Origin of the sequence: Pseudomonas sp. HT11, from assembly GCF_044875395.1 — a bacterium.
Lineage (GTDB): Bacteria > Pseudomonadota > Gammaproteobacteria > Pseudomonadales > Pseudomonadaceae > Aquipseudomonas.
Genome location: NZ_CP173217.1, coordinates 3,157,558 through 3,182,850, shown reverse-complemented (window position 1 = coordinate 3,182,850; position 25,293 = coordinate 3,157,558). Strand labels below are relative to the sequence as shown.

Genomic DNA, 25,293 nt, shown 5'->3' with positions numbered 1-25,293 from the left:
GCCACGCACCTGTATTTATTTGTGTAAATGAAATGATGAATTCGGACAGAATCCGTTGGAAATTCACGTCCAGAGCGTAGGAAGTCAGCTCAAATCAATGCAGAAACATAGCCTTGGCCGTCGATATTCGGGCAAACTCCCAGTTTTTCCGTTCCTGGCCAAGGCATGCCCATGACTCCCGCGTCGTCTGTCGATGAAAAGAGCTTTCGTAAACTCCTGAGCCGCAACGTGGCCCTACCTTTGAGCGTGGGCGTGGTCAGCGCGGTGTTTTTCGTCGTGCTGATCAGCTACTTGTTGTCGGTGATCCAGTGGGTAGAGCACACCGACCGGGTCATCAATAACCTCAATGAGTCTTCGAAGCTGACAGTGGACCTGGAAACCGGGCTGCGCGGCTTCCTGATCACCGGCGACGAGCATTTCCTGGACCCGTATGAAGTCGCAAAGCCACGAATCATTGGCGATTTGCGCAATTTGCAGGAGCTGGTGGCGGATAACCCGCAACAGGTGGATCGCCTCAAGCGTCTTGAGGCCATGCAGGTCGAATGGAACAAATACGCCCAATCGATGGTTGACCTGCAGCGCCAGAGCGGTGACTACCGCGCCGCGGTCAAGGCCGGCCGTGGCAAGAGCCTGACCGACGCGATTCGCCAGGAATACGCGAACGCGGTGGACATGGAGCAGCAGTTCCGTGTGACCCGCAACCAGGACGTCACCCGTACTACGATTGTCAGCGTCACGTTGTACCTGGTCTTTGTGCTCGGTCTGAGCGGCTTCCTTGCCTATGTGGGCCGCAAGAATTTAATCGCTCTATCAGACAGTTACAGCGCAAACCTCGCGTCACAACAGACGATTGCGCGACGCCTGGAACAACAAGCCTGGCTGCGCAACGGCCAGACCGAATTGGCCGAACAAGTGCTGGGGCAACTCAGCCTGAACATGCTGGGCCGTAATATCCTGCAGTTTTTTGCCCAGTACATGGGCTCGGCGGTCGCCGCGCTGTATGTGCGTGAAGAACACGGTGGCCTCAAGCGTGTGGCCACGTATGGTTTCTCCCGCGAACAGGAACAGCAGGAGCAGTCGATCTACAGCGACGAAGGCATCGTTGGGCAGGCCGCCCAGCTCGATCGCCTGATTCGCCTGGACGATGTGCCGGTGGACTACTTCAAGGTCAGTTCCGGCCTGGGCGAAGGGGCCACCCGCAGCGTGCTGGTGATGCCGACCAGCGACGATGACCGCGTCAACGGCGTGATCGAACTGGGTTTCCTGCGCCCACTGGAAGAGCGTGACGTCGAACTGCTGGAGCTGATTGCCGGCAATATCGGCACCTCCATCGAAGCTGCGCGCTATCGCCAGCGCCTGCAGGAAGTGCTGGCCGAGACCCAGCAGCTCAACGAAGAGCTGCAGGTGCAGCAGGAAGAGCTCAAGACCGCCAACGAAGAACTCGAAGAACAGTCGCGCATTCTCAAGGAATCCCAGGCCCACCTGGAAACCCAGCAGGCCGAACTTGAGCAGACCAACGAGCAGTTGGCCGAGCAGACGCAAACCCTGGCCGAGCAGCGCGACGCCATGGACCGCAAGAACGTCGAGCTGAACCAGGCCCAGCTTGAACTCGAAGACCGCGCCGACGAACTGCAGCGCTCCAGCAAGTACAAATCCGAGTTCCTCGCCAACATGTCCCACGAGCTGCGCACGCCGCTGAACAGTTCGTTGATTCTGGCCAAACTGTTGGCGGAAAACCCGCAGGACAACCTCAGCGCCGAGCAGGTCAAATTTGCCGAGTCGATCTATTCGGCGGGCAATGACTTGCTCAACCTGATCAACGACATCCTGGATATTTCCAAGGTGGAAGCCGGCAAACTCGAAGTGCGCCCGGAAAACTCCAGCGTTGTACGCCTGGTGGACGGCTTGCGCGGCATGTTCGAGCCGCTGGCCGCCGACCGCAAGCTGGGTTTCCAGGTGGAGGTTCAGGCCGATGCGCCGACGCTGATGTTCACCGACCGCCAGCGTTTGGAGCAGATCCTCAAGAACCTGCTGTCCAACGCGGTCAAGTTCACCGAGCAGGGCGAAGTCAGCCTGTCGGTGTCCCGCGCGCCGGGCGAGGGCATTGCCTTTACGGTGCGCGACTCCGGCATCGGCATCGCCCCGGACCAGCAGGAAAGCATTTTCGAAGCGTTCCGCCAGGCAGATGGCACCACCAACCGCCGTTACGGCGGCACCGGGCTGGGCTTGTCGATCTCCCGTGACCTGGCAACGCTGCTCGGCGGCTATATCAGCGTGAGCAGTGAGCCGGGCAAGGGCAGTGTGTTCACCCTGGTGTTGCCAGAGCAGTACGTCGAACGCGAGGAGGGCGCTGCGCCTGTCGAGCAACCACGCCAGGCCGTGGCGGCCCCTGCGCCCAAGCCCGTGGCGGTCTCACCACTGCCAGTGGCTGACGTCAAACAGATCCCGCGGTTTGCCGATGACCGTGACAAAGCGCCGTTCACCACCCGATGCATTCTGGTGGTGGAAGACGAACCGAATTTCGCGCGTATCCTGTTCGACCTGGCCCACGAGCTGGGCTACAACTGCCTGGTGGCGCACGGTGCGGACGAAGGCTACAGCCTGGCCGAGGAATTCATCCCCGACGCGATCCTGCTCGACATGCGCCTGCCTGACCATTCCGGGCTGACCGTGCTGCAACGTCTGAAAGAACACGCCAGTACCCGCCACATTCCGGTGCATGTGATCTCCGTCGAAGACCGCGTCGAAGCCGCCATGCACATGGGCGCGATCGGTTATGCCGTCAAGCCCACCACCCGCGAAGAGCTCAAGGACGTGTTTGCACGCCTGGAGGCCAAACTGACGCAAAAGGTCAAGCGCGTGCTGCTGGTGGAAGACGACGATTTGCAGCGTGACAGCATTGCCCGCCTGATCGGCGACGATGACATTGAGATCACCGACGTCGGCTACGCCCAGGCCGCCCTGGACCTGCTGCGCACCAATGTCTACGACTGCATGATCATCGACCTCAAGCTGCCGGACATGCTCGGCAACGAGCTGCTCAAGCGCATGGCCACCGAGGACATCTGCTCGTTCCCGCCGGTGATTGTCTACACCGGACGCAACCTGACCCGCGATGAAGAGGCCGAGCTGCGCAAGTATTCGCGCTCGATCATTATCAAGGGCGCGCGCTCACCCGAGCGCCTTCTGGATGAAGTGACACTCTTTCTGCACAAAGTCGAATCCCAGCTGTCCCATGACCGCCAGAAGATGCTCAAGACCGCCCGCAGCCGCGACAAGGTCTTCGAGGGCCGCAAAATCCTGTTGGTGGACGACGATGTGCGTAACATCTTCGCCCTGACTAGCGCCCTGGAGCACAAGGGTGCGGTGGTGGTGATCGGGCGTAATGGCCGTGAAGCCATCGACAAACTCAATGAAGTTGACGACATCGACCTGGTGCTGATGGACGTGATGATGCCGGAGATGGACGGTTACGAGGCAACCGCCTTGATTCGCCAGGATCCGCGCTGGAAAAAGCTGCCGATCATTGCGGTCACGGCCAAGGCCATGAAGGACGATCAGGAACGCTGCCTCGCGGCGGGCTCTAACGATTACCTGGCCAAGCCGATTGACCTGGACCGCCTGTTCTCGCTGATTCGCGTCTGGCTACCGAAGATGGAACGTATTTAAGTGGAGCAACGTTTTTTGGATAAAAGCAGCGATATTGAGCTGCGCCTGTTGATTGAGGCGATTTACCTCAAGTACAGCTACGACTTTCGCGACTATTCCGGTGCGTCGGTCAAACGGCGCGTGGCCCATGCCTTGCGCCAGTTCGATTGCGCCACGATCTCGGCGTTGCAGGAGCGCGTACTGCACGACCCGTCAGCGTTCATGCAGTTGCTGCAGTTCCTGACGATCCCGGTGAGCGAGATGTTTCGCGACCCGTCGCACTTCCTGGCGATCCGCCGCGAAGTGGTGCCGCTGCTCAAAACCTACCCGTCGATCAAGGTCTGGATTGCCGGCTGCAGCACGGGCGAGGAGGTGTACTCCATGGCGATCCTGCTGCGTGAGGAAGGGTTGCTGGAACGCACGATCATTTACGCCACGGACATCAACCCGGCGTCGCTGGACAAAGCCAAGCAAGGTATTTTTTCCCTGGAGAACGTGCGCGCCTACACCGCCAATTATCAGCAGGCCGGCGGACAGCGTTCATTTGCCGACTACTACACCGCGGCCTACGATTACGCGATCTTCGACAAATCCCTGCGTGAGAACGTGACCTTCGCCGACCACAGCCTGGCGACCGATAGTGTATTCTCAGAAACTCAATTAATTTCGTGCCGTAACGTACTGATTTACTTCAATAAAAAATTGCAGGATCGAGCGTTTGGACTGTTCCACGAGTCGCTGTGTCATCGCGGCTTCCTGGTGCTGGGCAGCAAGGAAACCCTGGATTTTTCCGCCTACAGCAAACAGTTCGACCCCCTGGTCAAGCAGGAACGGATCTACCGCAAATCATGACCGACGTTGCAGCCAACCCGATTGTCGGGATTGAAGCCATCGTCGTCGGCGCTTCTGCTGGCGGCGTCGAGGCGTTGCTGACTATTTTTGGCGGATTGCCCCAGGGCTTTGGCTTGCCGATCGTCGCCGTGCTGCACCTGCCGGACGAACGCCGCAGCCAGTTGGCGGAAGTCTTTGCCCGGCGCCTGCGAATCCCGGTGCGTGAAGCGCGTGACAAAGAAGTGATCGAGGCGGGCACCTTGTATTTCGCCGGGCCCGGTTATCACCTCTCGGTGGAGCATGACCGCAGCCTGTCCCTGAGCCAGGAAGACCGCGTACACCATTCGCGGCCCTCCATTGATTATCTGTTTGCGTCAGCCGCCGATGCCTACGGCGAAAGTCTGCTGGCCATTTTGTTGACCGGCGCCAACCAGGACGGTGCCCGCGGGCTGGCGCACGTTAAGCGCTCTGGCGGGACGACCGTTGTACAAGACCCCAAGGATGCACGCATCGCCGTGATGCCGCTGGCGGCCCTGGCCCTGCACACACCTGACTATATTCTGACTCTGAGCCAAATTGGCTCGTTGCTGGCTTTGCTGGAATCTTCCCCATGTTAAGTACCGTCCAGGCCAAACTGCTGATCGTCGACGATCTGCCGGAAAACCTGCTGGCCCTCGAAGCGCTGATCAAGCGCGAGGACCGCCAGGTCTACAAGGCATTGAGCGCCGACGAGGCCTTGTCACTGTTGCTGGAGCACGAGTTCGCCATGGCGATTCTCGACGTGCAGATGCCCGGCATGAATGGTTTCGAGCTGGCCGAACTGATGCGCGGCACCGAAAAGACCAAAAACATCCCGATTGTGTTCGTCAGCGCCGCCGGCCGTGAACTCAACTACGCCTTCAAGGGCTATGAAAGCGGCGCCGTCGACTTCCTGCACAAGCCGCTGGACATCCATGCGGTCAAGAGCAAGGTCAACGTGTTCGTCGACCTGTACCGCCAGAGCAAGGCGATGAAGCTGCAGGTCGAAGCGCTGGAACGCAGCCGCCGTGAGCAGGAACTCTTGCTGACCCGCCTGCAGGCCACCCAGGCCGAGCTGGAGCAGGCGGTGCGCATGCGTGACGACTTCATGTCGATCGTCGCCCATGAAGTGCGTACGCCGCTCAACGGGCTGATTCTGGAGACCCAACTGCGCAAAATGCACCTGGCCCGGGACAACGCCGCCGCGTTCACCCTGGACAAGATGCACGCCATGGTCGATCGCGATGAGCGGCAGATCAAAAGCCTGATTCGGTTGATCGAAGACATGCTCGATGTGTCACGCATCCGCACCGGCAAGCTGTCGATTCGCCCGGCGCGCTTTGACCTGACCCAGTTGGTGCACAACCTGGTGGAAAACTTCGCGCCGCAAGTGGCCGCCGCCGAGTCGTCGATGCACCTGGAGGTTCAAGGGCCGGTAGAAGGCAACTGGGACGAGTTCCGCATCGAGCAGGTGATTTCCAACCTGCTGACCAATGCGCTGCGCTACGGGGCCAAAAGCCCGGTGGAAGTACGCGTGTATACCGAGCATAGTGAGGCAAGGGTTGAGGTGCGTGATCACGGGATCGGCATCAGCGCAGACAACCAGAAGCGAATTTTCCAGCAGTTCGAGCGCGTTTCTGCCAGCCATGTGGCGGCTGGCCTGGGCCTGGGGCTGTTTATTTCCGAGCAGATCGTGGCGGCCCACGGGGGCACCATCGAGGTAGAAAGCCAGATAGGCGAGGGCGCCTTGTTTCGGGTGTGCCTGCCCCTTGAGACGCCGGCGTGAAATCTATCGTCAGCTCGACGCAACCTCTGCGTGACCCAATGGTCGTAACTGCAGCAATTGACCGGACAAAGGCTTCCCATGAGTGAAGATGCACAAGATGTTGTTCTGATCGTCGAGGACGACGAATCGATTATGTTCGTGCTGGGTGAATACCTGGCCGGGCTGGGGTATCGAGTACTGAAGGCAATTGATGGGGAGCAAGCCTTCGAAATCCTCGCGACCAAGCCGCACCTGGACCTGATGGTCACGGACTACCGCCTGCCGGGCGGGATTTCCGGGGTGCAGATCGCTGAACCGGCGATCAAGTTGCGACCGGAATTGAAAGTGATCTTTATCAGCGGTTATCCGCAGGAAATCCTCGACTGCAACAGCCCGATCACGCGCAACGCGCCGATCCTGGCCAAGCCGTTTGATCTGGATACGCTGCAGGAGCATATCCAGCGATTGTTGGCTTGAGTACGGGTTGTGCCAGGGGCGCGTATCATCGTCCCCGGCAGCATTCACCGGCTTCAGTCACGCGCCCAGTCCAGAATTTCGTTGATCTTTGCGCGGTCAAAGACGCCCGCCCCCTCATCATCGCGCAGCTTGAAATTGCCATCGGGATAGACTTCTACCCCGACGGAGCTGGCATAGGTCACCGACACATCGTTCTTTTGCAGGATCGATAACAACGGTTTGTTACCGTTGCTATCGACTTGGCCTATGACCCTGCCGACCATCAGCGGTGAGCGGGTTGCCGTGCCGCCGACAAAAATGACCTTGCCGCCATTCTCCAAGGCGCTGTCCAACTGCTGGAGCAGGGCGAAGGCATTGTGCTCAGACCCCACAGGCGCCTCCAGATTGCTGCCGTTCAAGTGCACCAAGGTGCGTTTGCGGTAAACCCCATTGTGCAGATCGCTCAGCACCACCAGTGCCGAGCAGTCACCGAGCCCGTTGGTGCTGAGGATGCTGGTGGGGTCATTGAGGGTTTTCGCCTCGGCCATGAACACTTCAACGTTTTGCACGGCGGGCTTACTGGCGCTATTGGGTTTGAGCGGTGGTTGCACAGTCGCATCAGCGACTGAAGGCTTCGCGCCCAGGGCGTCGTCGAGCAGCGACTGAACATGTGTGTCAGCAATATGGTTGGTTTTCTTCCACGCATCACTGTGAGTGCTGACGTTGAACTCCAGCCTGGTCGGGTCGCTGCCCGCGGTTTTGTAGGGCAGCGGCAGGTGTTTGTCGGTAAATAGCTTGCCCAGGCTCTTCTTCATGGCGCCAGCGCTCGCAAACTCGGCGAGGCCGTAGTTGGGGTCGTAATAAAAAAACCGCTTCGCGACGCCTTCGCCCTGCGTGCCGATCATCATCGCGTGGTCGGCGGTGCCGATCATCATGATTTTGGGGGCGCTGGCGTCAGCGATTTCATCCATCAGTTGGGCATAGCCCATTTTGCGAACGGGCGCACCGGCATGAAACTGCGTGGGTGTATCCAGTTGCTTTTGAATGTGCGTCAGGTTCGCCACGAACTGCCTGGACTCGGCGGCGGTGGGGTTGGCCGCAGCGCTGAACAAATTGGCGGCGAAACGGGTGTGCTTGCCTTGCTCCATGGCCGTCGCCATGACGCGCGACATCGCCGCACACTGGCCTTTGCTGAGCGGGGTGGTCTGGCTGAGATAGAACAGCTGAGGAACAGGGGTGAACGTGCCGCCGCCCACGCTGATGTGCTGGTAAAACGCATTGACCCCGCTGAAGCTGTGCTGCACCGCCAAACGCTCGCGCTGGCGTACCAGCGCGCCGATCTCGGCCGGTGTACGGCTAGGCGCGCGCGCAAGCGCCATCACTTCGGCGGATTTCATCCCGACGTGATAGCCGCTGATCGTCAGCGGGTCGACCTGGGTATACCCATGGTTGAACTGCACGCTGTCTGCACCGTTTTTCTGTTGTTCAACCCAGGCGGTCCAGGCGCTTGCACCGGCCGTCTGCTGAGCCTCGTGTAATTCTCCGCTGGCCCTGATCGAGGGTTGAAAATCCTCCAGAGCCTTGCCGTACGGCTGGCCACTCAGCATATCGAAGGCAAACCACTTGCCACGTTGAAGCACTGCCGGCCCTTCAGCGATGGCGCCACCCAGTTTGAAGGTGCCCACTGCGCTGGCCTCAAAATGTCGACTTGCATGGATCAGGCTGTAACTGTCGGCACTGCCGCGCAGTGTGTTGTAGGCATGCAGCCCGCCTTTTTGCACCCCACGCGCGGTGCGGGAAACCAGGCTGCCCACGCCATCCAGCGGGTTGAGTGCGCCCAGTGCAGCACGGCCCACGATCTTCACGCCCTGGGCCAGCCTGGCCGCCGCGCTGGTACCTGCTTGCAGGGCCTTGGCGCCTTTGGCTGCAACGCCTAGGCCCACGACAAAACCGAAGGCGTCGAACGCCAAATCAAGGATGCCGTCACCCACGGCGCCGGCTCGAAAATTCTGGATTGCCGAGCGCAGGGGAATCAGGTTCAGCATGAATTCGCGGGCTTTTTTGTAGAACGGCACCTCGGTGTCAAACGTCGTCACACCCCGTGCCTCAGTCTCCAGCGCCCGAATGTTCAGGTCTTGCACCAGGGCGTCGGCAATGTAGCGGGTCCTTTCGCTGGCAAAGCTGTCGGGTGTGCCCGCTCGACGTTTTTCATCAGCGACATGCGGCGAGTAACGGCCGGAAGGTTTAACCTCCAGCAGCATTTTCGAATAGCGCCACTTATCGGCTTCAGTGGTCTGGCGCCCGATCGGGTGGTCTTTGAGCTCCTCGCGCCGGCGGATGCTGTTGTCTCTTACATTGACTTCATAAACAGTGACGACGCTGTCGAGCTCTGTTTTGAGCAGCAGGCTATTGGGCACTTTGGTTTCGACACGGCTCTGGCTGAAGGCGGTATGAGTGATGCTGTGCTCGGTGAGCAGGGTCACTTTCCCGTACTCGATGGCTTTTCTATCTTCCAGAGGCAGTGTGGCGATCAGGTGTTTGACGTGCGTGCTCGTCGCCTGTTCTGCCGCATGGAAGTAGCGCTGAAGTTCAGTGTTGAACAGAGCATTGATGTCGGAAAGCTTGTTCACATGGCCCGCAATCGTGCGTGTGTCGACCTCACCGGACGATGACGTCCATGCCGTTGCCTCGAGTTGCCCCTGCAGGTAAAGGTCCAGCACCGAGTACGGGCCGGGGAAGTCGCGACTTTGATCAAGTGGGGTGATGCATTTTTTCTCGAAGGGCAGGTCACCATACACACGCTCGAGTTCCTTCAGCGCCATCTCCCTGCGCTCGGGCATTGCGGTCGAGTGGGCTTGTGAGGCTTGGCCCAATGCTGAAATTCGCGCGCTGTAGGCGACAGAGACGCGGTTGATCTGCTCGTCGGTGTAGTCATCCAGGGTGTTCAGCGCGATCAAGCCTTGGGCAACCCCCCAATCTTTGAGTGCATCGCGCTGCGCGCTGCGTTCAACTTGCCGGTCCTGGTCGGTAACAGGTGCCAGATCGGCTCGCTGCATGACCTGCGCAAAGGTCATACGCGCCGTTGAGCCGGGCGCCTGGCGCTCAAAGCGCGCTACCGCCGTGCTGAAGCTGACCCAGGTGTGTGAGCCACACGTCACCTTGTCGGGAATGTCGTTGACCAAAAAAGCAGGGGCTCGGCGTGACAGCAACAGATGGGCCGCAATAGGTGCTAACTCGGCGCTGGCACGGCCCGTGGAAACCAAGTGCGTCTCCAGCCCCGCAACCACCGTTGAAGGATGCTGGCCCCAATGTTGATGACCGGCCATATCAAAACCGGCAACGCCGGTTCTGGCTGGCGCCCCGGTGTTTGCTGCCTCGGATTCTTTATCCAGGGTCGCGCCAAGGGCTGCCAGCGTCCAGTCGTTAAGGCTCTGCGGGGTCGAGACGCCATTGAATTTTTCCTGCAGCGCCAGCCCCAGCGCCTGGGCATCAGGCGTAGCGAGAAGACTTTGAATAAACCGCCGCGGGTCATGCAGTTCGGACGGGGCAAAACGCTGGTTGCGCGTCAGGTAACCGAGTGCACCGGTGCCCTCGTCATAACCTTGCAGACCATTGAGCCCCAGCGTGTTCTGGCGCAGCGAATTTGTCAGTTTGCGGCAATCGTCATCACTCAATGGCGTTGGCCAGGACAAGGCTCCACCGAGATTGCCGTCTGGAAGCTGGGAAAGGGCTGGTGTTGTCAGTAACCGTCCCAGGTTGAACAGTTCGTCACGGCTGCGGGGCCTGTCCCAGCCGTTGTCGCTGAGGTGTGTGTCCAGGCTGACCGTGGGGGCCGCCTGCAACAACCTGATGGGCGAATCGGCATGCAAGGTGATGTGGGTGCTGCTCATTTTGTCGCGGATAAGTTGCTCAATCCGGCTTTGAACATACGCGGGTGGCAGGTACAAGCTGTCCAGGGGATCTTTGGTGGTGCGGTATAGCCACTGTTCGGATAAATCGTCGATTTCCTGAATGATAGCGATCAGTTTCAAGGCCACCTTGCTGTGGTCATAGGCATTGGCCAACTTGGCGCGTTCGTGCTGCAGCACCTGCGCAGAGCGTTCTGGCCTGGACCGGGAAGGGGTGAACGCTTTAGCCGCTTCGAGCTGTGCTGCACGGGCTTCAGCGGATTCCCGGGTTTGCCCAGTGATGGCTTCGCCATAAAAGTCCGCGACTGCCCGGTAAGGCGCCGATGTGCTACTTGAGGGGCTGAGAATATAGCCAGAGTCTGACGTCAGGGCTTTTGCCGCCCGCATGATCGGCGCCATCATCGAGGTCCAGAGATGGCCATGCTCAAAGCCTGAAAAGGGTTTGCGCTGACCGCTAACGAATGCGCTGATGAGGTTGTCTCGGGGATTGATCTCGATAGGCTTTGAAAGATCAATCTGCTGACGCTTTGCCCAACTGACAAAGTGCGGGCTCTTCATCAAATCGTGCAGGTGTGACCACCATTGGCCGAAGGCAGAGGCGGGCGGAATGTGGTCGATGTCGCCCAGTCGTCCGGTACTTGCCGCGGTGCGCAGCGTTTGCGCCAGATACCCTGCCAGCTCACTGTCGCCTTCGACTTGCGTACGGTCGGCTGCGTGCGGGGCCGCCGGGTTGCTCTGCCGATCCGCCAAGCGTGGCCGGCGTATTGGGGGGGGCTCGGGTGCTGCATTCAGCGGCCATTGATGCAGGGGATTAACATTGCGCGAAGCGATCATGATGGGACTCGTGAGGTAAGTTTCAGGTTAACCACGGGCACCTTTCATGCGTCGCGATTTGAAACTTCGTGTCCAATCCCTCAGTGCCGGTTCCGGCCTGTCAGCCACCAGATATTGCGGAAACGTGCAGTCACTGGCTCACGCCTGAATCATTTCCCGCACCTTCGCTGTCAACAAATCAAAGGTAAATGGCTTGGTGATCAGTTGCATTCCAGGATCAAGAAAGCCACCGCGCACCGCCGCGTGTTCGGCATAACCGGTGATGAACAGGACCTTGAGCTGAGGGCGGATCTGCCGACCAATTTCCGCCATTTGCCGGCCGTTCATGCCCGGCAGGCCAACGTCGCTGATGAGCAAGTCGATACGCTGGTCGGACTCGATGATCGGCAGTGCTGTGTCCGCATCACCGGCCTCGACAAAGGCGTAACCCAACTCTTTGAGAACGGCGCTGACCAGCACGCGTACCGCCGGGTCATCCTCGACGATCAATACCGTTTCACCCGCATTGGCATAGGGTGTCAACGCAGGATTGAGGTATTCCGGCGCCTGCATTTCACCGACAAAACGCGGCAGGAACAGGCTTACCGTGGTGCCTTTGCCCACTTCGCTGTGGATGGTGACGTGGCCATGAGACTGGCGGGCAAAGCCATAGATCATCGATAGCCCCAGGCCAGTGCCCTGGCCGATGGGCTTGGTGGTAAAAAACGGATCGAACACGCGTCCCATCAGGTGCTCTGGAATGCCGCAGCCGGTATCGCTGACGCTCAGCTCTACATAGTCGCCGGGTTTTAAGGTGCCGTAGGCCGCAGTAAACACGTTGTCCAAGTGGCGGTTGGAGGTTTCAACCACCAACTTGCCGCCGCCCGGCATGGCGTCTCGCGCGTTGATCACCAGGTTGAGCAGGGCGCTTTCGAGTTGATTGGGGTCAGCTTCGGCGGTCCATAGCTGAGCGTCCAGGCGCATGTCGAGGGCAATGCTTTCGTTGATGCTGCGTTGCAGCAGCTCACCCATGGAGGTCACCAGTTGGTTGATCCCCACGGGCTTGGAATCCAGCGATTGGCGACGGGAGAACGCCAACAGGCGATGGGTCAACCCGGCCGCGCGGTTGGCCGAGGTCACGCCCAGGTCGATAAGGCCGTCCAGATCATCGAGTTTGCCGCGCGCAATGCGCCGTCGCAGCAGCTCCAGGCTGCCGATAATCCCGGTGAGCATGTTGTTGAAGTCATGCGCGATGCCGCCGGTCAATTGACCTACGGCCTCCATCTTCTGCGATTGGCGCAAGGCTTCTTCATTGCTGCGCAGTTGCGCGGTGCGCTCCTCGACTTGCTGCTCAAGGGTTTCCATGGTGCGTTGCAGGCGCAGCTCACTCTCGCTCAAGTCAATCAAGCGGTCGCGGGCGTCGTACTGCCGGCGTCGGCCACGCAGGGCCGCGCTCACCAGGCTGATCAACGTGATGGGATGAAAGGGGCGCTCCAGAAAGGTCACGTTGCCCAGCAGCCCGCTCAAGTGCGACGAACCGTTCTGCTCGCTGCCGCCGTGATGGGTCATCAGCACGATCGGCAAGTCGGACCACGCCGGCTGCTGATGCAGGTGCTCCAGCAACGGCTCCAGATCCACGCCGCGCAACGCTTCCGCCGCGATCACCAACAAGCCGGCGCCTTCTTCCAGCAATTCGCACAGGTTTGCCAGGTTGCTGGCAACAATGCCGCTGTAGCCAGCTTCGTTCAGCATCATCAGCGCCAGTGAGCCGTCGCGACCCATTGGCGCCAGGATAATCGCGCGCTCGGAGGCAGAGGAAACGCTGATCACGATCCCTCTTCCTTGAGCAAGGGTGAGCCGCTGCCGTTGAATGTCGGAATGCCGCGCAGCACGCCCTGGAAGTTGTCGAGCGGCTCGCCCACCGTCATGCCACGGCTGCCAATGCGGTACTCGCGAATCGTCGACTCATGCGTGCCGGTGCGTTTTTTGATGATCGAAATGGCCCGGCGCACTTTGCCCAGTGCTTCGAAGTAACGCAGCAAAATCACGGTATCGGCCAGGTAGGTAATGTCGACGGGCGCTTGCATGTCACCGACCAGCCCATGCTGGGCGACGGTCATGAACGTGGCGGCACCCCGGCGATTGAGGTACAGCAGCAGTTCGTGCATGTGCAGGATCAGCGCGTTTTCTTCCGGCATGGCCGCCTGGTAGCCGTTGATGCTGTCGATGACCACGGTTTTGATCCCGCGCTCGTCAACACAACGGCGCACTCGGTGCGAGAACTCGCCGGGCGACAACTCGGCCGCGTCCACCTGCTCGATCAGCAGGTTGCCGGTGTCCTGCAGGGCGGCGAGGTCGATGCCCATGTTTTTCATGCGCTCGAACAACAACCCCAGTTCTTCGTCGAAGATAAACAGCGCCGCTTTCTCGCCACGGGCCACAGCCGCTGCGGCAAAAATCATGGAAATCAGGGATTTACCGGTGCCCGCTGGGCCAAGAATCAAGCTGCTGGAGCCGGTTTCGACGCCGCCGCCCATCAGCCTGTCCAGTTCGACAATGCCGCTGCTCAGGGTCTGTCGGACATACCCGCCGCGATGCTCGGCCGCGACCAAGCGCGGGAATACATGCACGCCGTCGCCCATGATGGTGAAGTCGTGAAAGCCGCCGCGGTATTTTTGACCACGGTATTTCACCACCCGCACGCGGCGACGTTCGGCGCCGTAGTTGGGGGTCAGTTCTTCCAGGCGGATCACGCCGTGCGCCACGCTGTGTACGGTTTTATCCAGGGATTCAGTGGTCAGGTCATCCAGCAGCAGCACGGTGGCGTCGTAGCGCACGAAGTAATGCTTGATTGCCAGGATCTGCCGACGATAACGCAGTGAGCTTTGCGCGAGCAGACGGATCTCCGAAAGGCTGTCGATGACCACGCGGGTCGGCTTGACCCGCTCCACCACTTCAAAAATCTGTCGTGTGGCTTCGCCCAGCTCCAGGTCGGAGGAGTACAGCAGGCTTTGCTGATGATTGGCGTCGAGCAGGCTCTCTGGCGGGGTCAGCTCGAAGATGTGGATATTGTCATCCAGGTCCCAACCATGGGACTTGGCACCCTGGCGCAATTCGCGCTCGGTTTCGGAGAGGGTGATGTACAGGGATCGCTCACCGTTTTTCGCGCCAGCCTGCAAAAAATGCAACGCAACGGTGGTTTTGCCCGTGCCGGGTTCGCCTTCCAGCAGGAACAGGTGGCTGCGCGATAACCCCCCGGAAAGAATGTCATCAAGACCTTCAATGCCGGTGGCCGCCTTTTCACTGAACAGCTCGTTGGATGTAGACAAGAAGTGCCCTCAGGTCACGTACAAATAGAGGAACGCGCCGCCTCGGACGCGCCATATTCACTTGACCGTGGAGGCCCGTAGCGGTTCAACGTTTCGCGAAAATTGTACAAGCCCCAGTATCGATTACAACTTTTTGCAACGCCCTACAGGCCTTGCTGCAACGCCGGGTCATCCGGGTTCTGTTGCTCAAGTTGCGCAAGCAATACCTGCACGTTTTGCAGCTGGCCGCTTTCTTTCCAGTAATTGACCAGCAGCACCCGCGCCTTGCGGTTGGCCGGGTGGCGCTGAATGATGTCTTCGAGCTGACGCTGGGCGGCTTCCAACTCTTCCTGGGCGTGCAGGGTCGTGGCGAGGTCGTAACGGTAATCCTGATTGTCCGGTTCAAGCTCTACCGCTTTGGACAAGCCAAGCAGGGCATACGGGCGCTCGCCATGGTGCAACAGCCACATGCCCAGCGCATGCTGCAGGTAAGCCGAGTCGGGATGGGCCGCCAACTGACGTGCCAGCAATTGCCGCGATTCATCGGTCTCGCCTTGTTTGTCCAGCAGTTCGATTTGCGCGACCACTGCCTGCAGGTTGTCCGGTTGCAAGCGCATGGCCTGTTCGAGGGCATTTTGTGCGTCCGGCAGCAGCGCACTGTGTATATAGAGGCGCGCCAGTTGAATCCAGCCTTCGGCCGTTTCCGGCTGACCCTTGAGGGTTTTCACAAACTCATCGAGCACTTGCTGCAACGGCCCGAAGTACAGCCCCAGGGTGTCCGGCGACAGACCGAGCAAGGCATTGGCGGCAGCAAAGCGCACCGCCTGTTCGGGATCGTCGAGCACCGGCCCCAGCAACAAGACGCGTTGGCCGCTGGGCACCAGGCCGACAATGCTGTGGATCGCCGCCTCGCGCACCACTGGCGAATCATTGGCCAGGTCTTTGTCGGCGAGCTTCAGCGCCTGCGGGCTTGGGTAGTTGGGCAATTCGGCGTGCAAGGCCGCGCGACGTTCAGGCGACAGGTCCGGCCGGCCGAGCTGTTGATACAGCACGCGCGCGGCGCCGGGTTCGCCGTTATGCGCCTGCTTCAAGGCTTTGGCGTAACCATGGGCAATCGCCGGCGGCACGGCTACCGGGGTTGAGCGGGAGAAAAACCAGGTGAGCAACACAATCAACAACAGGGCGCACAGGCCGATGATGGAGTAACGGCGTGACTTTGACATGCAGGCGTCCAAAAGCTGGTGGCAGCTAGTGCAAAGCCATCAGCTTCGGTCAGACCACGGCGAGTGTCAAACCCGCATCAGCTCAGCACGTATTCAATGGGTTCCAGGGCCGGCGGCAAGTCGCTTTCGCCCAGAGCGGCAAGGATCTCGCGCTCCAATGTGCGCACGATGGCATTGCACGGCAGGTCGTTTTCATCAAAGCCGAACGGGTCTTCCAGGTCGTCGCCAATTTCGTCCAGGCCAAAGAAGGTGTAGCTGACGATGGCGGTGAACACCGGCGTCAGCCAGCCCAACGGCTCGGCCATGGCAAACGGCAACAGAATGCAGAACAGGTAGATGGTGCGGTGCAGCAGCAGCGTGTAAGGGAAGGGCAGCGGCGTGTGCTTTATCCGCTCGCACGAAGCCTGCACCTGGCTGAGGCTGACCAGTCGGGTTTCCAGCTGGGTGTAGCGCCATTCGCTGATGACGCCTTGCTCGGCCAGCCCGCAAAAGCGCGCGCCCAGTTGTTGCAGCACAGCGTCTGGAAGGTTCGGGTGCGCGCGATCAACGCCGATCCACGGCGTGATGGCGCCGGCCTCGTCTTCATGGCGCAGGCGCGCAATCAGGCCATGGGCAAAGCCGCACAAACCGCGCAGTAGCCCACTGCGTTCAGCCGGGTCAGTCAGCACCTGGGTTTCGCGGATCAGCGAGCGCACATCGATGATCATTTGCCCCAACTGCTTGCGGCCTTCCCACCAGCGGTCATAGCAGGCGTTGTTGCGAAAGCTCATGAAGATCGACAACGACAAGCCCAGCAAGGTGAACGGCGTGGCGTTGACCTTGGAAAAATACGCCGGGTGCAAGGTTTCAACCAGCACGATCACCGAGGCCAGCAAGGTCACCAGCAGGCTGCGCAGCGCGATGCGCTTGGCAATCGAGCCCTTGAGGGAAAACAGGATGCCCAGGAGGTTGGGTTTGGGACGAACGATCATTGCAGGGAGGCTTCTTTGGTGGTGCAGGCCCCAAGGTTAGAAGCAACCCTGGCGGGCGTCCAATCACTTGAACTGACCGGCTGATCAGCGCGCTCAATGATTGGCCAAACCAGTCAGCCAAGTTGAAGGCTTTGACCATTGCTGCTGTAACGCTGCAGAGCGACTATTTCCACGGTTTACGTGTTCAAAAACGTCCTGAAAATAAAAACCACAAGGATTTGAAGCGATGCGTGAGTATTTGGCTGCCACTACCGAGTTTGATTACCAGCACACCGTCGACGCCGCACTGGCCGGCAACCTGCAGGCGCTCAATGCCTGCGTGGAATGCTGCGACCGGCATGCGCTGCCGGGCCGCATCGCGCTGTTCTGGGAAGGCAAGGACGGGCGCAGCGCCACGTCCACCTTCACCGACTTGCAGGACCAGGCCGCCCGCTTCGCCAATTTCCTCCTGGCCCAGGGCGTCAAACGCGGCGACAAGGTGGCCGGCCTGCTGCCGCGCACCGCAGAATTGCTGGTGGTGGTGTTCGCCACCTGGCGTATCGGCGCGGTTTATCAGCCGCTGTTTACCGCCTTCGGGCCCAAGGCCATCGAACATCGCTTGAGCAGCTCCGGCGCCGCGCTGGTGGTCACCGACGCGGTGAACCGGCCCAAGCTTGTGGACGTGGAAGGTTGCCCGACCATCGTCACCGTCGCCGGGCCCAAAGGCGAAGGCATCGTGCGTGGCGACTACAGCTTCTGGGCTGAATTGCCGAATTACTCCAACGCCTGCGAGCCGGTGATGCTGGACGGTGACGCGCCGTTTCTGCTGATGTTCACCTCGGGCACCACCGGCCCGTCGAAAGCCCTGTCGGTGCCGCTCAAGGCCATCGTTGCCTTTCAGCGCTACACCCGCGACGCAGTAGACCTTCGCCCCGAAGACGCGTTCTGGAACGTTGCCGACCCAGGTTGGGCTTACGGCATCTATTTTGGCGTGACCGGGCCGTTGTCCATGGGCCACCCGATCACCTTTTACGATGGGCCGTTCACCCTGGAGAGCACCTGCCGGGTGATCAACAAGTACGGCATCACCAACCTGACGGGCTCGCCGACCGCGTACCGCCTGCTGATCGCCGGCGGTGAGCAGTTCGCCCGCGCGATCAAGGGCAAGCTGCGCATTGTCAGCAGCGCCGGCGAACCCCTGAACCCGGAAGTGATCCGCTGGTTCGCCGATAACCTGGGCGTGACCATCCACGACCACTATGGCCAGACCGAACTGGGCATGGTGCTGTGCAACCACCACGGCCTGGCGCATCCGGTGCATGTCGGCTCAGCCGGGTTTGCCTCGCCGGGGCACCGCATCGTGGTGCTCGATGACAACCATCAGGAACTGCCCGCCGGCCAGCCGGGCATTCTCGCCATTGACCGCGAACAGTCGCCGATGTGCTGGTTTGCCGGTTACGACGGCGTGAAGACCAAGGCCTTTGTCGGCAAGTATTACCTCAGCGGCGACACCGTGGAGCTGAACCCGGACGGCAGCATCAGTTTTGTCGGGCGCAGTGATGACGTGATCACCACCTCTGGCTACCGCGTCGGGCCCTTCGACGTGGAAAGCGCCTTGGTCGAGCACCCGGCCGTGGTCGAAGCCGCGGTGGTCGGCAAGCCCTGCCCGGAACGCACCGAGCTGGTGAAAGCCTTTGTGGTGATCAACGAGCAATACCGCGCCACGCCTGAGCTGGCCGAAGAGCTGCGCCTGCACGTGCGCAAGCGCCTCGCCGCGCATGCCTACCCGCGAGAAATCGAATTTGTCAGCGACTTGCCGAAAACCCCGAGCGGCAAGCTGCAACGTTTTATTTTGCGTAATCAGGAAATCGCCAAGGCTCAAGCAGCCTTGGCGTGATCCCTTTCAAAGGAAATCAAGATGCAGATTGAAAACAAGGTATTCCTGGTCAGCGGCGGCGCTTCGGGCCTCGGCGCGGCCACCGCTGACATGCTGGTAGCCGCCGGCGCCAAGGTGATGCTGGTGGACCTCAACGCCGAAGCCGTCGCGGCTAAGGCCCGGCAGTTGGGCGATAACGCCCGCAGCGCGGTGGCGGATATCAGCCAAGAAGCCGCTGCCGAAGCGGCCGTGCAAGCCGCCGTCGCCGCGTTCGGCGGTTTGCATGGGTTGGTGAACTGCGCCGGTGTGGTGCGTGGCGAAAAAATCCTCGGCAAGAACGGCCCGCACGCGCTGGCAAGCTTTGCCCAAGTGATCAACGTCAACCTGATCGGCAGCTTCAACCTGCTGCGCCTGGCCGCCGCCGCCATCGCTGAAACCGAGGCGAATGCCGACGGCGAGCGCGGCGTGATCATCAATACCGCGTCGGTGGCCGCCTTTGACGGGCAGATCGGCCAGGCGGCGTATGCCGCGTCCAAAGGCGCCATCGCCAGCCTGACGCTGCCTGCTGCTCGCGAACTGGCGCGCTTCGGCATCCGGGTCATGACCATCGCCCCGGGCATTTTCGAAACGCCGATGATGGCCGGCATGACCCCAGAGGTGCGCGATTCCCTAGCCGCCGGTGTGCCATTCCCGCCACGCCTGGGCAAACCGGCCGAGTACGCCGCGCTGGTGCGACACATCATTGAAAACAGCATGCTCAATGGCGAGGTCATCCGTCTCGACGGCGCCTTGCGCATGGCCGCCAAGTAAGGAGAATTTTTCATGCACGATCCGATTGTTATCGTCAGCGCCGTCCGCACGCCCATGGGCGGTTTCCAGGGCGACCTCAAGGGCCTGACTGCGCCGCAACTGGGGGCCGCCGCGATTCGCGCCGCCGTCGAACGCGCCGGCATCGCCCCGGACGCGGTGGATGAGGTGCTGTTTGGCTGCGTATTGCCCGCAGGTCTCGGCCAGGCGCCTGCGCGTCAGGCGGCATTGGGCGCCGGGCTGGACAAGGCCACGCGCTGCACCACGCTGAACAAAATGTGTGGTTCGGGCATGGAGGCGACCATTCTCGCCCACGACTCACTGCTGGCCGGCAGTGTCGAGGTGGTGGTGGCCGGTGGCATGGAAAGCATGTCCAACGCGCCGTACCTGCTGGACCGCGCGCGCAGCGGCTACCGCATGGGCCACGGCAAGGTGCTCGACCACATGTTCCTCGACGGCCTCGAAGACGCCTACGACAAGGGCCGCCTGATGGGCACCTTTGCCGAAGACTGTGCCGAGCACAACGGCTTTACCCGTGAAGCCCAGGACGCCTTCGCCATCGCCTCGCTGACCCGTGCCCAAGAGGCAATCACCCACGGCAGCTTCGCCGCCGAAATCGTCCCGGTGCAGGTCACCGTCGGTAAAGAGCAAAAAACCATCCTGCATGACGAACAGCCCCCCAAAGCCAAGCTGGACAAGATCGCCAGCCTGAAACCGGCCTTCCGCGAAGGCGGTACGGTGACGGCGGCCAACTCCAGTTCGATCTCCGACGGCGCGGCGGCGCTGCTGCTGATGCGTCAGTCTGAAGCGCAAAAGCGTGGGCTCAAGCCGCTGGCAATCATCCATGGGCACGCGGCGTTCGCCGACGAGCCGGGGCTGTTTCCGGTGGCGCCGGTGGGGGCGATTCGCAAGCTGATGAGCAAGACCGGCTGGCACCTTGGCGACGTGGATTTGTTCGAGATCAACGAAGCCTTTGCGGTGGTCAGCCTGGTGACCATGAGCAAGCTGGAAATCCCCCACAGCAAGGTCAACATCCACGGCGGCGCCTGCGCGCTGGGGCATCCGATCGGCGCTTCGGGCGCGCGCATCCTGGTGACCTTGCTCTCGGCGCTGCGCCAGAAAGGCCTCAAGCGCGGCGTTGCGGCCATTTGTATTGGCGGCGGTGAAGCCACGGCCATGGCCGTCGAATGCGTGTATTAAGGACTTTTTATGCTGCCCAATGACGAACAACTGCAAATCAGCGACGCGGCCCGGCAATTTGCCCAGGAGCGCTTGAAACCTTTCGCTGCCGAGTGGGACCGCGAGCACCGCTTTCCCAAGCAAGCCATTGGCGAAATGGCCGAGCTGGGCTTTTTCGGCATGCTGGTGCCGGAACAGTGGGGCGGTTGCGACACCGGCTACCTGGCCTATGCGATGGCGCTGGAAGAAATCGCCGCCGGTGACGGCGCCTGCTCGACCATCATGAGCGTGCACAACTCGGTGGGCTGCGTGCCGATTCTGAAATTCGGCAACGATCAGCAGAAAGAACAGTTCCTCAAGCCGCTGGCCAGCGGTGCCATGCTCGGCGCCTTTGCGCTGACCGAACCGCAGGCCGGTTCCGATGCCAGCAGCCTGAAAACCCGCGCGCGCCTGGACGGCGATCACTACGTGCTCAATGGTTGCAAACAGTTCATCACCTCCGGGCAGAACGCCGGGATCGTGATTGTGTTTGCGGTCACCGACCCGGCCGCCGGCAAGCGCGGGATCAGCGCGTTTATCGTGCCCACCGATTCCCCCGGTTACACCGTGGCGCGGGTCGAAGACAAGCTCGGCCAGCATGCGTCCGACACCTGCCAGATTCTGTTTGAAGACGTGAAGGTGCCGGTCGCCAACCGATTGGGCGAGGAGGGCGAAGGCTACAAGATCGCCCTGGCCAACCTTGAAGGCGGCCGCGTCGGCATCGCTTCGCAATCGGTGGGCATGGCGCGCGCGGCATTTGAAGCCGCGCGTGACTATGCGCGCGAGCGCGAAAGCTTCGGCAAAACCTTGATCGAACACCAGGCCGTGGCGTTTCGCCTGGCGGACATGGCCACGCAAATTGCCGTCGCCCGGCAGATGGTGCATTACGCCGCCGCCCTGCGCGACAGCGGCAAGCCAGCCTTGGTCGAGGCCTCGATGGCCAAGCTGTTCGCCTCGGAAATGGCCGAAAAAGTCTGCTCGGCCGCCTTGCAAACCTTGGGCGGTTACGGTTACCTGAGCGACTTTCCCTTGGAGCGGATCTACCGCGATGTGCGGGTCTGCCAGATTTACGAAGGCACCAGCGATATCCAGCGCATGGTCATCTCACGCAATCTTTAAGGAGCCATTAGATGAGTTACGAAACCATTTTGCTCGAGGTCCAGGACCGCGTCGGGCTGATTACCCTTAATCGCCCGCAAGCCCTGAACGCCTTGAATGCGCAACTGGTCAGCGAGTTGAACCAGGCGCTGGACAGCCTGGAAGCCAACCCGCAAATCGGCTGCATCGTGCTGACCGGCTCGAAAAAAGCCTTCGCCGCCGGGGCCGACATCAAGGAAATGGCCGAGCTGACCTACCCTCAGATTTACCTGGACGACCTGTTCAGCGACAGCGACCGCGTGGCCAACCGCCGCAAGCCGATCATTGCCGCCGTCAACGGCTTTGCCTTGGGCGGCGGCTGTGAGCTGGCGTTGATGTGCGACTTCATCCTCGCGGGCGACGGCGCCAAGTTCGGCCAGCCGGAAATCAACCTCGGCGTGCTGCCGGGCATGGGCGGCACCCAGCGCCTGACCCGCGCGGTGGGCAAGGCCAAGGCCATGGAAATGTGCCTGACCGGGCGCTTTATCGATGCAGTGGAAGCCGAGCGTTGCGGTATTGTGGCGCGTATCGTGCCGGCGGATGAGCTGCTGGAAGAGGCGCTGAAGGTGGCAACGCTGATCGCCGGCAAATCCGTGCCGATCAGCATGATGGTCAAGGAAAGCGTGAACCGCGCGTTTGAAGTAAGCCTTTCCGAAGGCGTGCGCTTTGAGCGCCGGGTGTTCCATGCGGCGTTTGCAACGCAGGATCAGAAGGAAGGGATGGCAGCGTTTGTGGCCAAGCGCGCGCCGGAGTTCAAAGATAAGTAACCGGCTTCAGGACTGCTGGAACGCAACTTGTGGGAGCGGGCTTGCTCGCGAATGCGCTGGATCAGTCGATACATTCGCTGACTGATACGCCGTATTCGCGGGCAAGCCCGCTCCCACTTTGGTTTTGCGGCGTGTTGATTAGCGTGGGGAGCGCTTGATGTGGGAGCTGGCTTGCCTGCGATAGCCTCACCTCGGTCCCGCAGGTGAACCGAGGTGCCTGCATCGCTGGCAAGCCAGCGCCTACACAGCCGGTATTGGCTTAGAGCTGGTAGTTTTTCAGCTCGCGCGCGATCACCATCCGCTGAATCTCGCTGGTGCCCTCGTAAATCTGCGTGATCCGCGCGTCCCGGTAGTAACGCTCCACCGGATAATCCTCCAGATACCCATACCCACCGTGAATCTGCATCGCGGAGGAGCAGACCTTTTCGGCCATTTCCGAGGCGAACAGCTTGGCCTGGGACGCTTCCGACAGGCACGGCTTGCCGGCACTGCGCAAGCGCGCGGCGTGCAGGATCAGCAACCGTGCGGCATTCAGGCGGGTTTGCATGTCGGCCAGCAGGTTGGCGACACTCTGGTGCTCGATAATCGCCTGGTTGAACTGCACGCGATCGCGCGCATACCCCAGCGCCGCCTCAAAGGCCGCGCGGGCGATGCCCAGGGCCTGGGCAGCAATGCCGATGCGCCCGCCCTCCAGGTTGGACAGGGCAATGGCCAGGCCTTTGCCACGCTCACCGAGCAAATTGGCTTCGGGCACCGTGCACTGGTTGAGGGTGACGGCGCAGGTATCCGACGCGCGAATGCCCATCTTGTGTTCTGTGCGGTCAACCACAAACCCTGGCGTATTGGTGGGCACCAGGAACGCGGAAATGCCGCGTTTGCCCGAATCCGGATCCGTCACCGCAAACACAATCGCCAGCTTGGCGCGTTTGCCGTTGCTGACAAACTGCTTGGCGCCATTGATCACCCACTGGCCATCGCGCAGTTCGGCGCGTGTGCGCAGGTTATGGGCTTCGGAACCCGCCTGGGGTTCGGTCAGGCAAAAGCAGCCGATGGTCTGGCCACTGGCAAGGTCGGGCAGCCAGGTTTCTTTCTGCGCTTGTGTGCCGTAGTTGAGGATTGGCCCGCAACCGACTGAATTATGGATACTCATCAGGGCGCCGGTGGCGCCGTCGCCGGCCGAGATTTCTTCAACAGCTAGGGCGTAGGCGACGTAATCGACATAGGTGCCGCCCCATTCTTCGGGCACCACCATCCCCAGCAGGCCCAGTTCGCCCATCTTGGCGACCAGGGCATCATCGATCCAACCGGCTTTCTCCCACGCTTGGGCGTGGGGCGCGATTTCACCGCGGGCAAAGTCGCGCGCCATGTCGCGAATCATCACTTGTTCTTCAGTGTATTCAATATCTTGCATGGCTTATCTCCCAAACTGCTTGAAGTCGTGGAAGAAGCTCTCCACGTGGGTGGCGTCCAGGTCGTGGATCGTGGCTGGGCGCCAGCGCGGCGTTTTGTCCTTGTCGATGATCAACGCGCGCACCCCTTCGATCAGGTCGCCGCGCTCGAACCACTGGCGATCCAGGTGCAATTCCAGCGCGAAGCACTGCTCCAGCGGCAGGCGGCGGCCACGGCGCAGCATTTCCAGGGTAACGGCCATCGCCAGCGGTGAGCGGGTCTGCATCAGGGCGACGGTGTTCAGCGCCCACTCATGGGTGTCGGCGACGGTGACTTGCTGCAACTGCTCGACGATGCTTGGCACGTCTGGCAGGGCGAAGAAATGGTCGATGGCCGGGCGCAATGCTGCCAGCGGCGCGTCGGGCAATTGCTGGACGGCCAGTTTGGCGAGCACGCCTTGCAGGTCCTTGAGCGGCGAGTCCTGCCATTGCAGGCGGTCGAGTTTCTGGTCCAGGTCGGTGAGCCGGGTGCTCTCCAGATACCAGTCCGCCAACCCGCAATACAACGCGTCGGCCGCGCGGATCTGTACGCCGGTGACGCCCAGGTAAATCCCCACCTCGCCGGGTATGCGCGGCAGGAAGTAGCTGCCGCCCACATCCGGGAAATAACCAATGGCCGTTTCCGGCATCGCCAGGCGGCTGCGCTCGGTGACCACGCGCAGATCAGCGCCTTGCACCAGGCCCATGCCGCCGCCGAGCACGAACCCGTCCATCAACGCCAGGACGGGTTTGCGGTAATGGTGGAGGGCCAGGTCGAGGGCGTACTCCTCGACGAAGAAGTCGGCGTGCAGGCTGTCGCCGTTCTTGAAGCTGTCGTACAGCGAACGGATGTCGCCACCGGCGCAAAAGGCTTTTTCGCCAGCGCCGCGCAGCACCACGGCGTAGACCTGCGGGTCATCCGCCCAGGCCTGTAACTGCGCCGTCAGGCTGCGAACCATGTCCAGGGTGATGGCATTCAAGCCAGCGGGGCGATTGAGGGTGAGGTGGCCAATGTGGTTGCGAACGTCGGCCAGCACTTCGTCGTGAAGAATTTCGGCGCGGCTTGCTTCGGATGAAACCTGAGCAGTCATCTGTAACTCCCTGCTTTTATTGTTCTTTATCAAGATGTTCGCGGAGGAAC

Annotated in this window: 17 protein-coding genes; 10 read left to right on the top strand and 7 right to left on the bottom strand. The window is 61.0% G+C overall.

Features of this window, described 5'->3' with window-relative positions:
- Nucleotides 1-171 precede the first annotated feature (171 nt).
- The 5 genes from ABWL43_RS14555 to ABWL43_RS14535 all read left to right on the top strand — a co-directional run bounded on the left by ABWL43_RS14555 (nt 172) and on the right by ABWL43_RS14535 (nt 6,739).
- Complete coding sequence (locus tag ABWL43_RS14555) at nt 172-3,669, top strand: response regulator (RefSeq protein ID WP_369302889.1); 3,498 nt, start codon at nt 172-174, stop codon at nt 3,667-3,669.
- The gene (locus ABWL43_RS14550; protein WP_242196566.1) at nt 3,670-4,500 is read left to right on the top strand and encodes a protein-glutamate O-methyltransferase CheR; all 831 of its coding nucleotides are present in this window, start codon (nt 3,670-3,672) and stop codon (nt 4,498-4,500) included.
- Entirely contained in the window at nt 4,497-5,096 is a 600-nt protein-coding gene (locus tag ABWL43_RS14545) for a chemotaxis protein CheB (RefSeq protein ID WP_145160831.1), read from the top strand. Before ABWL43_RS14550 ends, ABWL43_RS14545 begins: the two co-directional genes overlap by 4 nt.
- A complete protein-coding gene (locus ABWL43_RS14540; RefSeq protein WP_106579185.1) occupies nt 5,090-6,283 on the top strand; it encodes a hybrid sensor histidine kinase/response regulator in 1,194 nt (397 codons plus the stop codon). Before ABWL43_RS14545 ends, ABWL43_RS14540 begins: the two co-directional genes overlap by 7 nt.
- Nucleotides 6,284-6,361: 78 nt before the next feature.
- Complete coding sequence (locus ABWL43_RS14535) at nt 6,362-6,739, top strand: response regulator (protein WP_003217591.1); 378 nt, start codon at nt 6,362-6,364, stop codon at nt 6,737-6,739.
- 53 nt (nt 6,740-6,792) lie between these two features.
- Here the strand turns inward: ABWL43_RS14535 and ABWL43_RS14530 are convergent, their stop codons facing one another.
- The 5 genes from ABWL43_RS14530 to ABWL43_RS14510 form a co-directional block, all read right to left on the bottom strand.
- Nucleotides 6,793-11,460 carry a hypothetical protein gene (locus ABWL43_RS14530; protein WP_404482914.1) on the bottom strand — a complete coding sequence of 1,556 codons (4,668 nt, stop codon included), beginning with the start codon at nt 11,458-11,460 and terminating at the stop codon, nt 6,793-6,795.
- 138 nt (nt 11,461-11,598) lie between these two features.
- Nucleotides 11,599-13,221 (bottom strand): ATP-binding protein, encoded by a 1,623-nt coding sequence (locus tag ABWL43_RS14525; protein ID WP_370004766.1) that lies wholly within the window; start codon nt 13,219-13,221, stop codon nt 11,599-11,601.
- 44 nt (nt 13,222-13,265) lie between these two features.
- The gene (locus ABWL43_RS14520) at nt 13,266-14,768 is read right to left on the bottom strand and encodes an ATPase domain-containing protein (RefSeq protein WP_145160825.1); all 1,503 of its coding nucleotides are present in this window, start codon (nt 14,766-14,768) and stop codon (nt 13,266-13,268) included.
- A gap of 143 nt (nt 14,769-14,911) precedes the next feature.
- Nucleotides 14,912-15,970: a tetratricopeptide repeat protein gene (locus ABWL43_RS14515; RefSeq protein WP_404488343.1), complete on the bottom strand. Its 1,059-nt coding sequence runs from the start codon at nt 15,968-15,970 to the stop codon at nt 14,912-14,914.
- Between the two features lie 77 nt (nt 15,971-16,047).
- A complete protein-coding gene (locus tag ABWL43_RS14510; RefSeq protein ID WP_404488341.1) occupies nt 16,048-16,941 on the bottom strand; it encodes a bestrophin family protein in 894 nt (297 codons plus the stop codon).
- Nucleotides 16,942-17,167: 226 nt separating this feature from the next.
- On the opposite strand from ABWL43_RS14510, the gene ABWL43_RS14505 reads away from it, so the two are divergent.
- Genes ABWL43_RS14505 through ABWL43_RS14485 form a run of 5 tightly spaced genes read left to right on the top strand, consistent with a single transcriptional unit; the run spans nt 17,168 to nt 22,725 of the window.
- Nucleotides 17,168-18,817: an AMP-binding protein gene (locus ABWL43_RS14505; RefSeq protein WP_262209620.1), complete on the top strand. Its 1,650-nt coding sequence runs from the start codon at nt 17,168-17,170 to the stop codon at nt 18,815-18,817.
- A gap of 21 nt (nt 18,818-18,838) precedes the next feature.
- On the top strand, nt 18,839-19,606 hold the full coding sequence (locus ABWL43_RS14500; RefSeq protein WP_242196579.1) for an SDR family NAD(P)-dependent oxidoreductase: 768 nt from the start codon (nt 18,839-18,841) through the stop codon (nt 19,604-19,606).
- Between the two features lie 12 nt (nt 19,607-19,618).
- Entirely contained in the window at nt 19,619-20,803 is a 1,185-nt protein-coding gene (locus ABWL43_RS14495; protein ID WP_404488337.1) for an acetyl-CoA C-acyltransferase, read from the top strand.
- A 9-nt stretch (nt 20,804-20,812) separates the two neighbouring features.
- Nucleotides 20,813-21,940, top strand: a complete 1,128-nt coding sequence (locus ABWL43_RS14490) for an acyl-CoA dehydrogenase (RefSeq protein ID WP_145160813.1) — start codon at nt 20,813-20,815, stop codon at nt 21,938-21,940.
- Between the two features lie 11 nt (nt 21,941-21,951).
- The gene (locus ABWL43_RS14485; RefSeq protein ID WP_145160811.1) at nt 21,952-22,725 is read left to right on the top strand and encodes an enoyl-CoA hydratase; all 774 of its coding nucleotides are present in this window, start codon (nt 21,952-21,954) and stop codon (nt 22,723-22,725) included.
- A gap of 259 nt (nt 22,726-22,984) precedes the next feature.
- Here ABWL43_RS14485 and ABWL43_RS14480 read toward each other — a convergent pair whose 3' ends face one another.
- Entirely contained in the window at nt 22,985-24,136 is a 1,152-nt protein-coding gene (locus tag ABWL43_RS14480) for an acyl-CoA dehydrogenase family protein (RefSeq protein ID WP_404488335.1), read from the bottom strand.
- Between the two features lie 3 nt (nt 24,137-24,139).
- Nucleotides 24,140-25,243, bottom strand: a complete 1,104-nt coding sequence (locus ABWL43_RS14475) for an enoyl-CoA hydratase/isomerase family protein (protein WP_404488334.1) — start codon at nt 25,241-25,243, stop codon at nt 24,140-24,142.
- Nucleotides 25,244-25,293: the final 50 nt, after the last annotated feature.

Coding starts and splice junctions, on each gene's coding strand:
- ABWL43_RS14485 (WP_145160811.1), top strand. CDS start 21,952: ATGAGTTACGAAACCATTTTGCTCGAGGTCCAGGACCGCGTCGGGCTG.
- ABWL43_RS14545 (WP_145160831.1), top strand. CDS start 4,497: ATGACCGACGTTGCAGCCAACCCGATTGTCGGGATTGAAGCCATCGTC.
- ABWL43_RS14475 (WP_404488334.1), bottom strand. CDS start 25,243: ATGACTGCTCAGGTTTCATCCGAAGCAAGCCGCGCCGAAATTCTTCAC.
- ABWL43_RS14495 (WP_404488337.1), top strand. CDS start 19,619: ATGCACGATCCGATTGTTATCGTCAGCGCCGTCCGCACGCCCATGGGC.
- ABWL43_RS14535 (WP_003217591.1), top strand. CDS start 6,362: ATGAGTGAAGATGCACAAGATGTTGTTCTGATCGTCGAGGACGACGAA.
- ABWL43_RS14540 (WP_106579185.1), top strand. CDS start 5,090: ATGTTAAGTACCGTCCAGGCCAAACTGCTGATCGTCGACGATCTGCCG.
- ABWL43_RS14500 (WP_242196579.1), top strand. CDS start 18,839: ATGCAGATTGAAAACAAGGTATTCCTGGTCAGCGGCGGCGCTTCGGGC.
- ABWL43_RS14490 (WP_145160813.1), top strand. CDS start 20,813: ATGCTGCCCAATGACGAACAACTGCAAATCAGCGACGCGGCCCGGCAA.
- ABWL43_RS14530 (WP_404482914.1), bottom strand. CDS start 11,460: ATGATCGCTTCGCGCAATGTTAATCCCCTGCATCAATGGCCGCTGAAT.
- ABWL43_RS14525 (WP_370004766.1), bottom strand. CDS start 13,221: ATGGGTCGCGACGGCTCACTGGCGCTGATGATGCTGAACGAAGCTGGC.
- ABWL43_RS14505 (WP_262209620.1), top strand. CDS start 17,168: ATGCGTGAGTATTTGGCTGCCACTACCGAGTTTGATTACCAGCACACC.
- ABWL43_RS14480 (WP_404488335.1), bottom strand. CDS start 24,136: ATGCAAGATATTGAATACACTGAAGAACAAGTGATGATTCGCGACATG.
- ABWL43_RS14515 (WP_404488343.1), bottom strand. CDS start 15,970: ATGTCAAAGTCACGCCGTTACTCCATCATCGGCCTGTGCGCCCTGTTG.
- ABWL43_RS14555 (WP_369302889.1), top strand. CDS start 172: ATGACTCCCGCGTCGTCTGTCGATGAAAAGAGCTTTCGTAAACTCCTG.
- ABWL43_RS14510 (WP_404488341.1), bottom strand. CDS start 16,941: ATGATCGTTCGTCCCAAACCCAACCTCCTGGGCATCCTGTTTTCCCTC.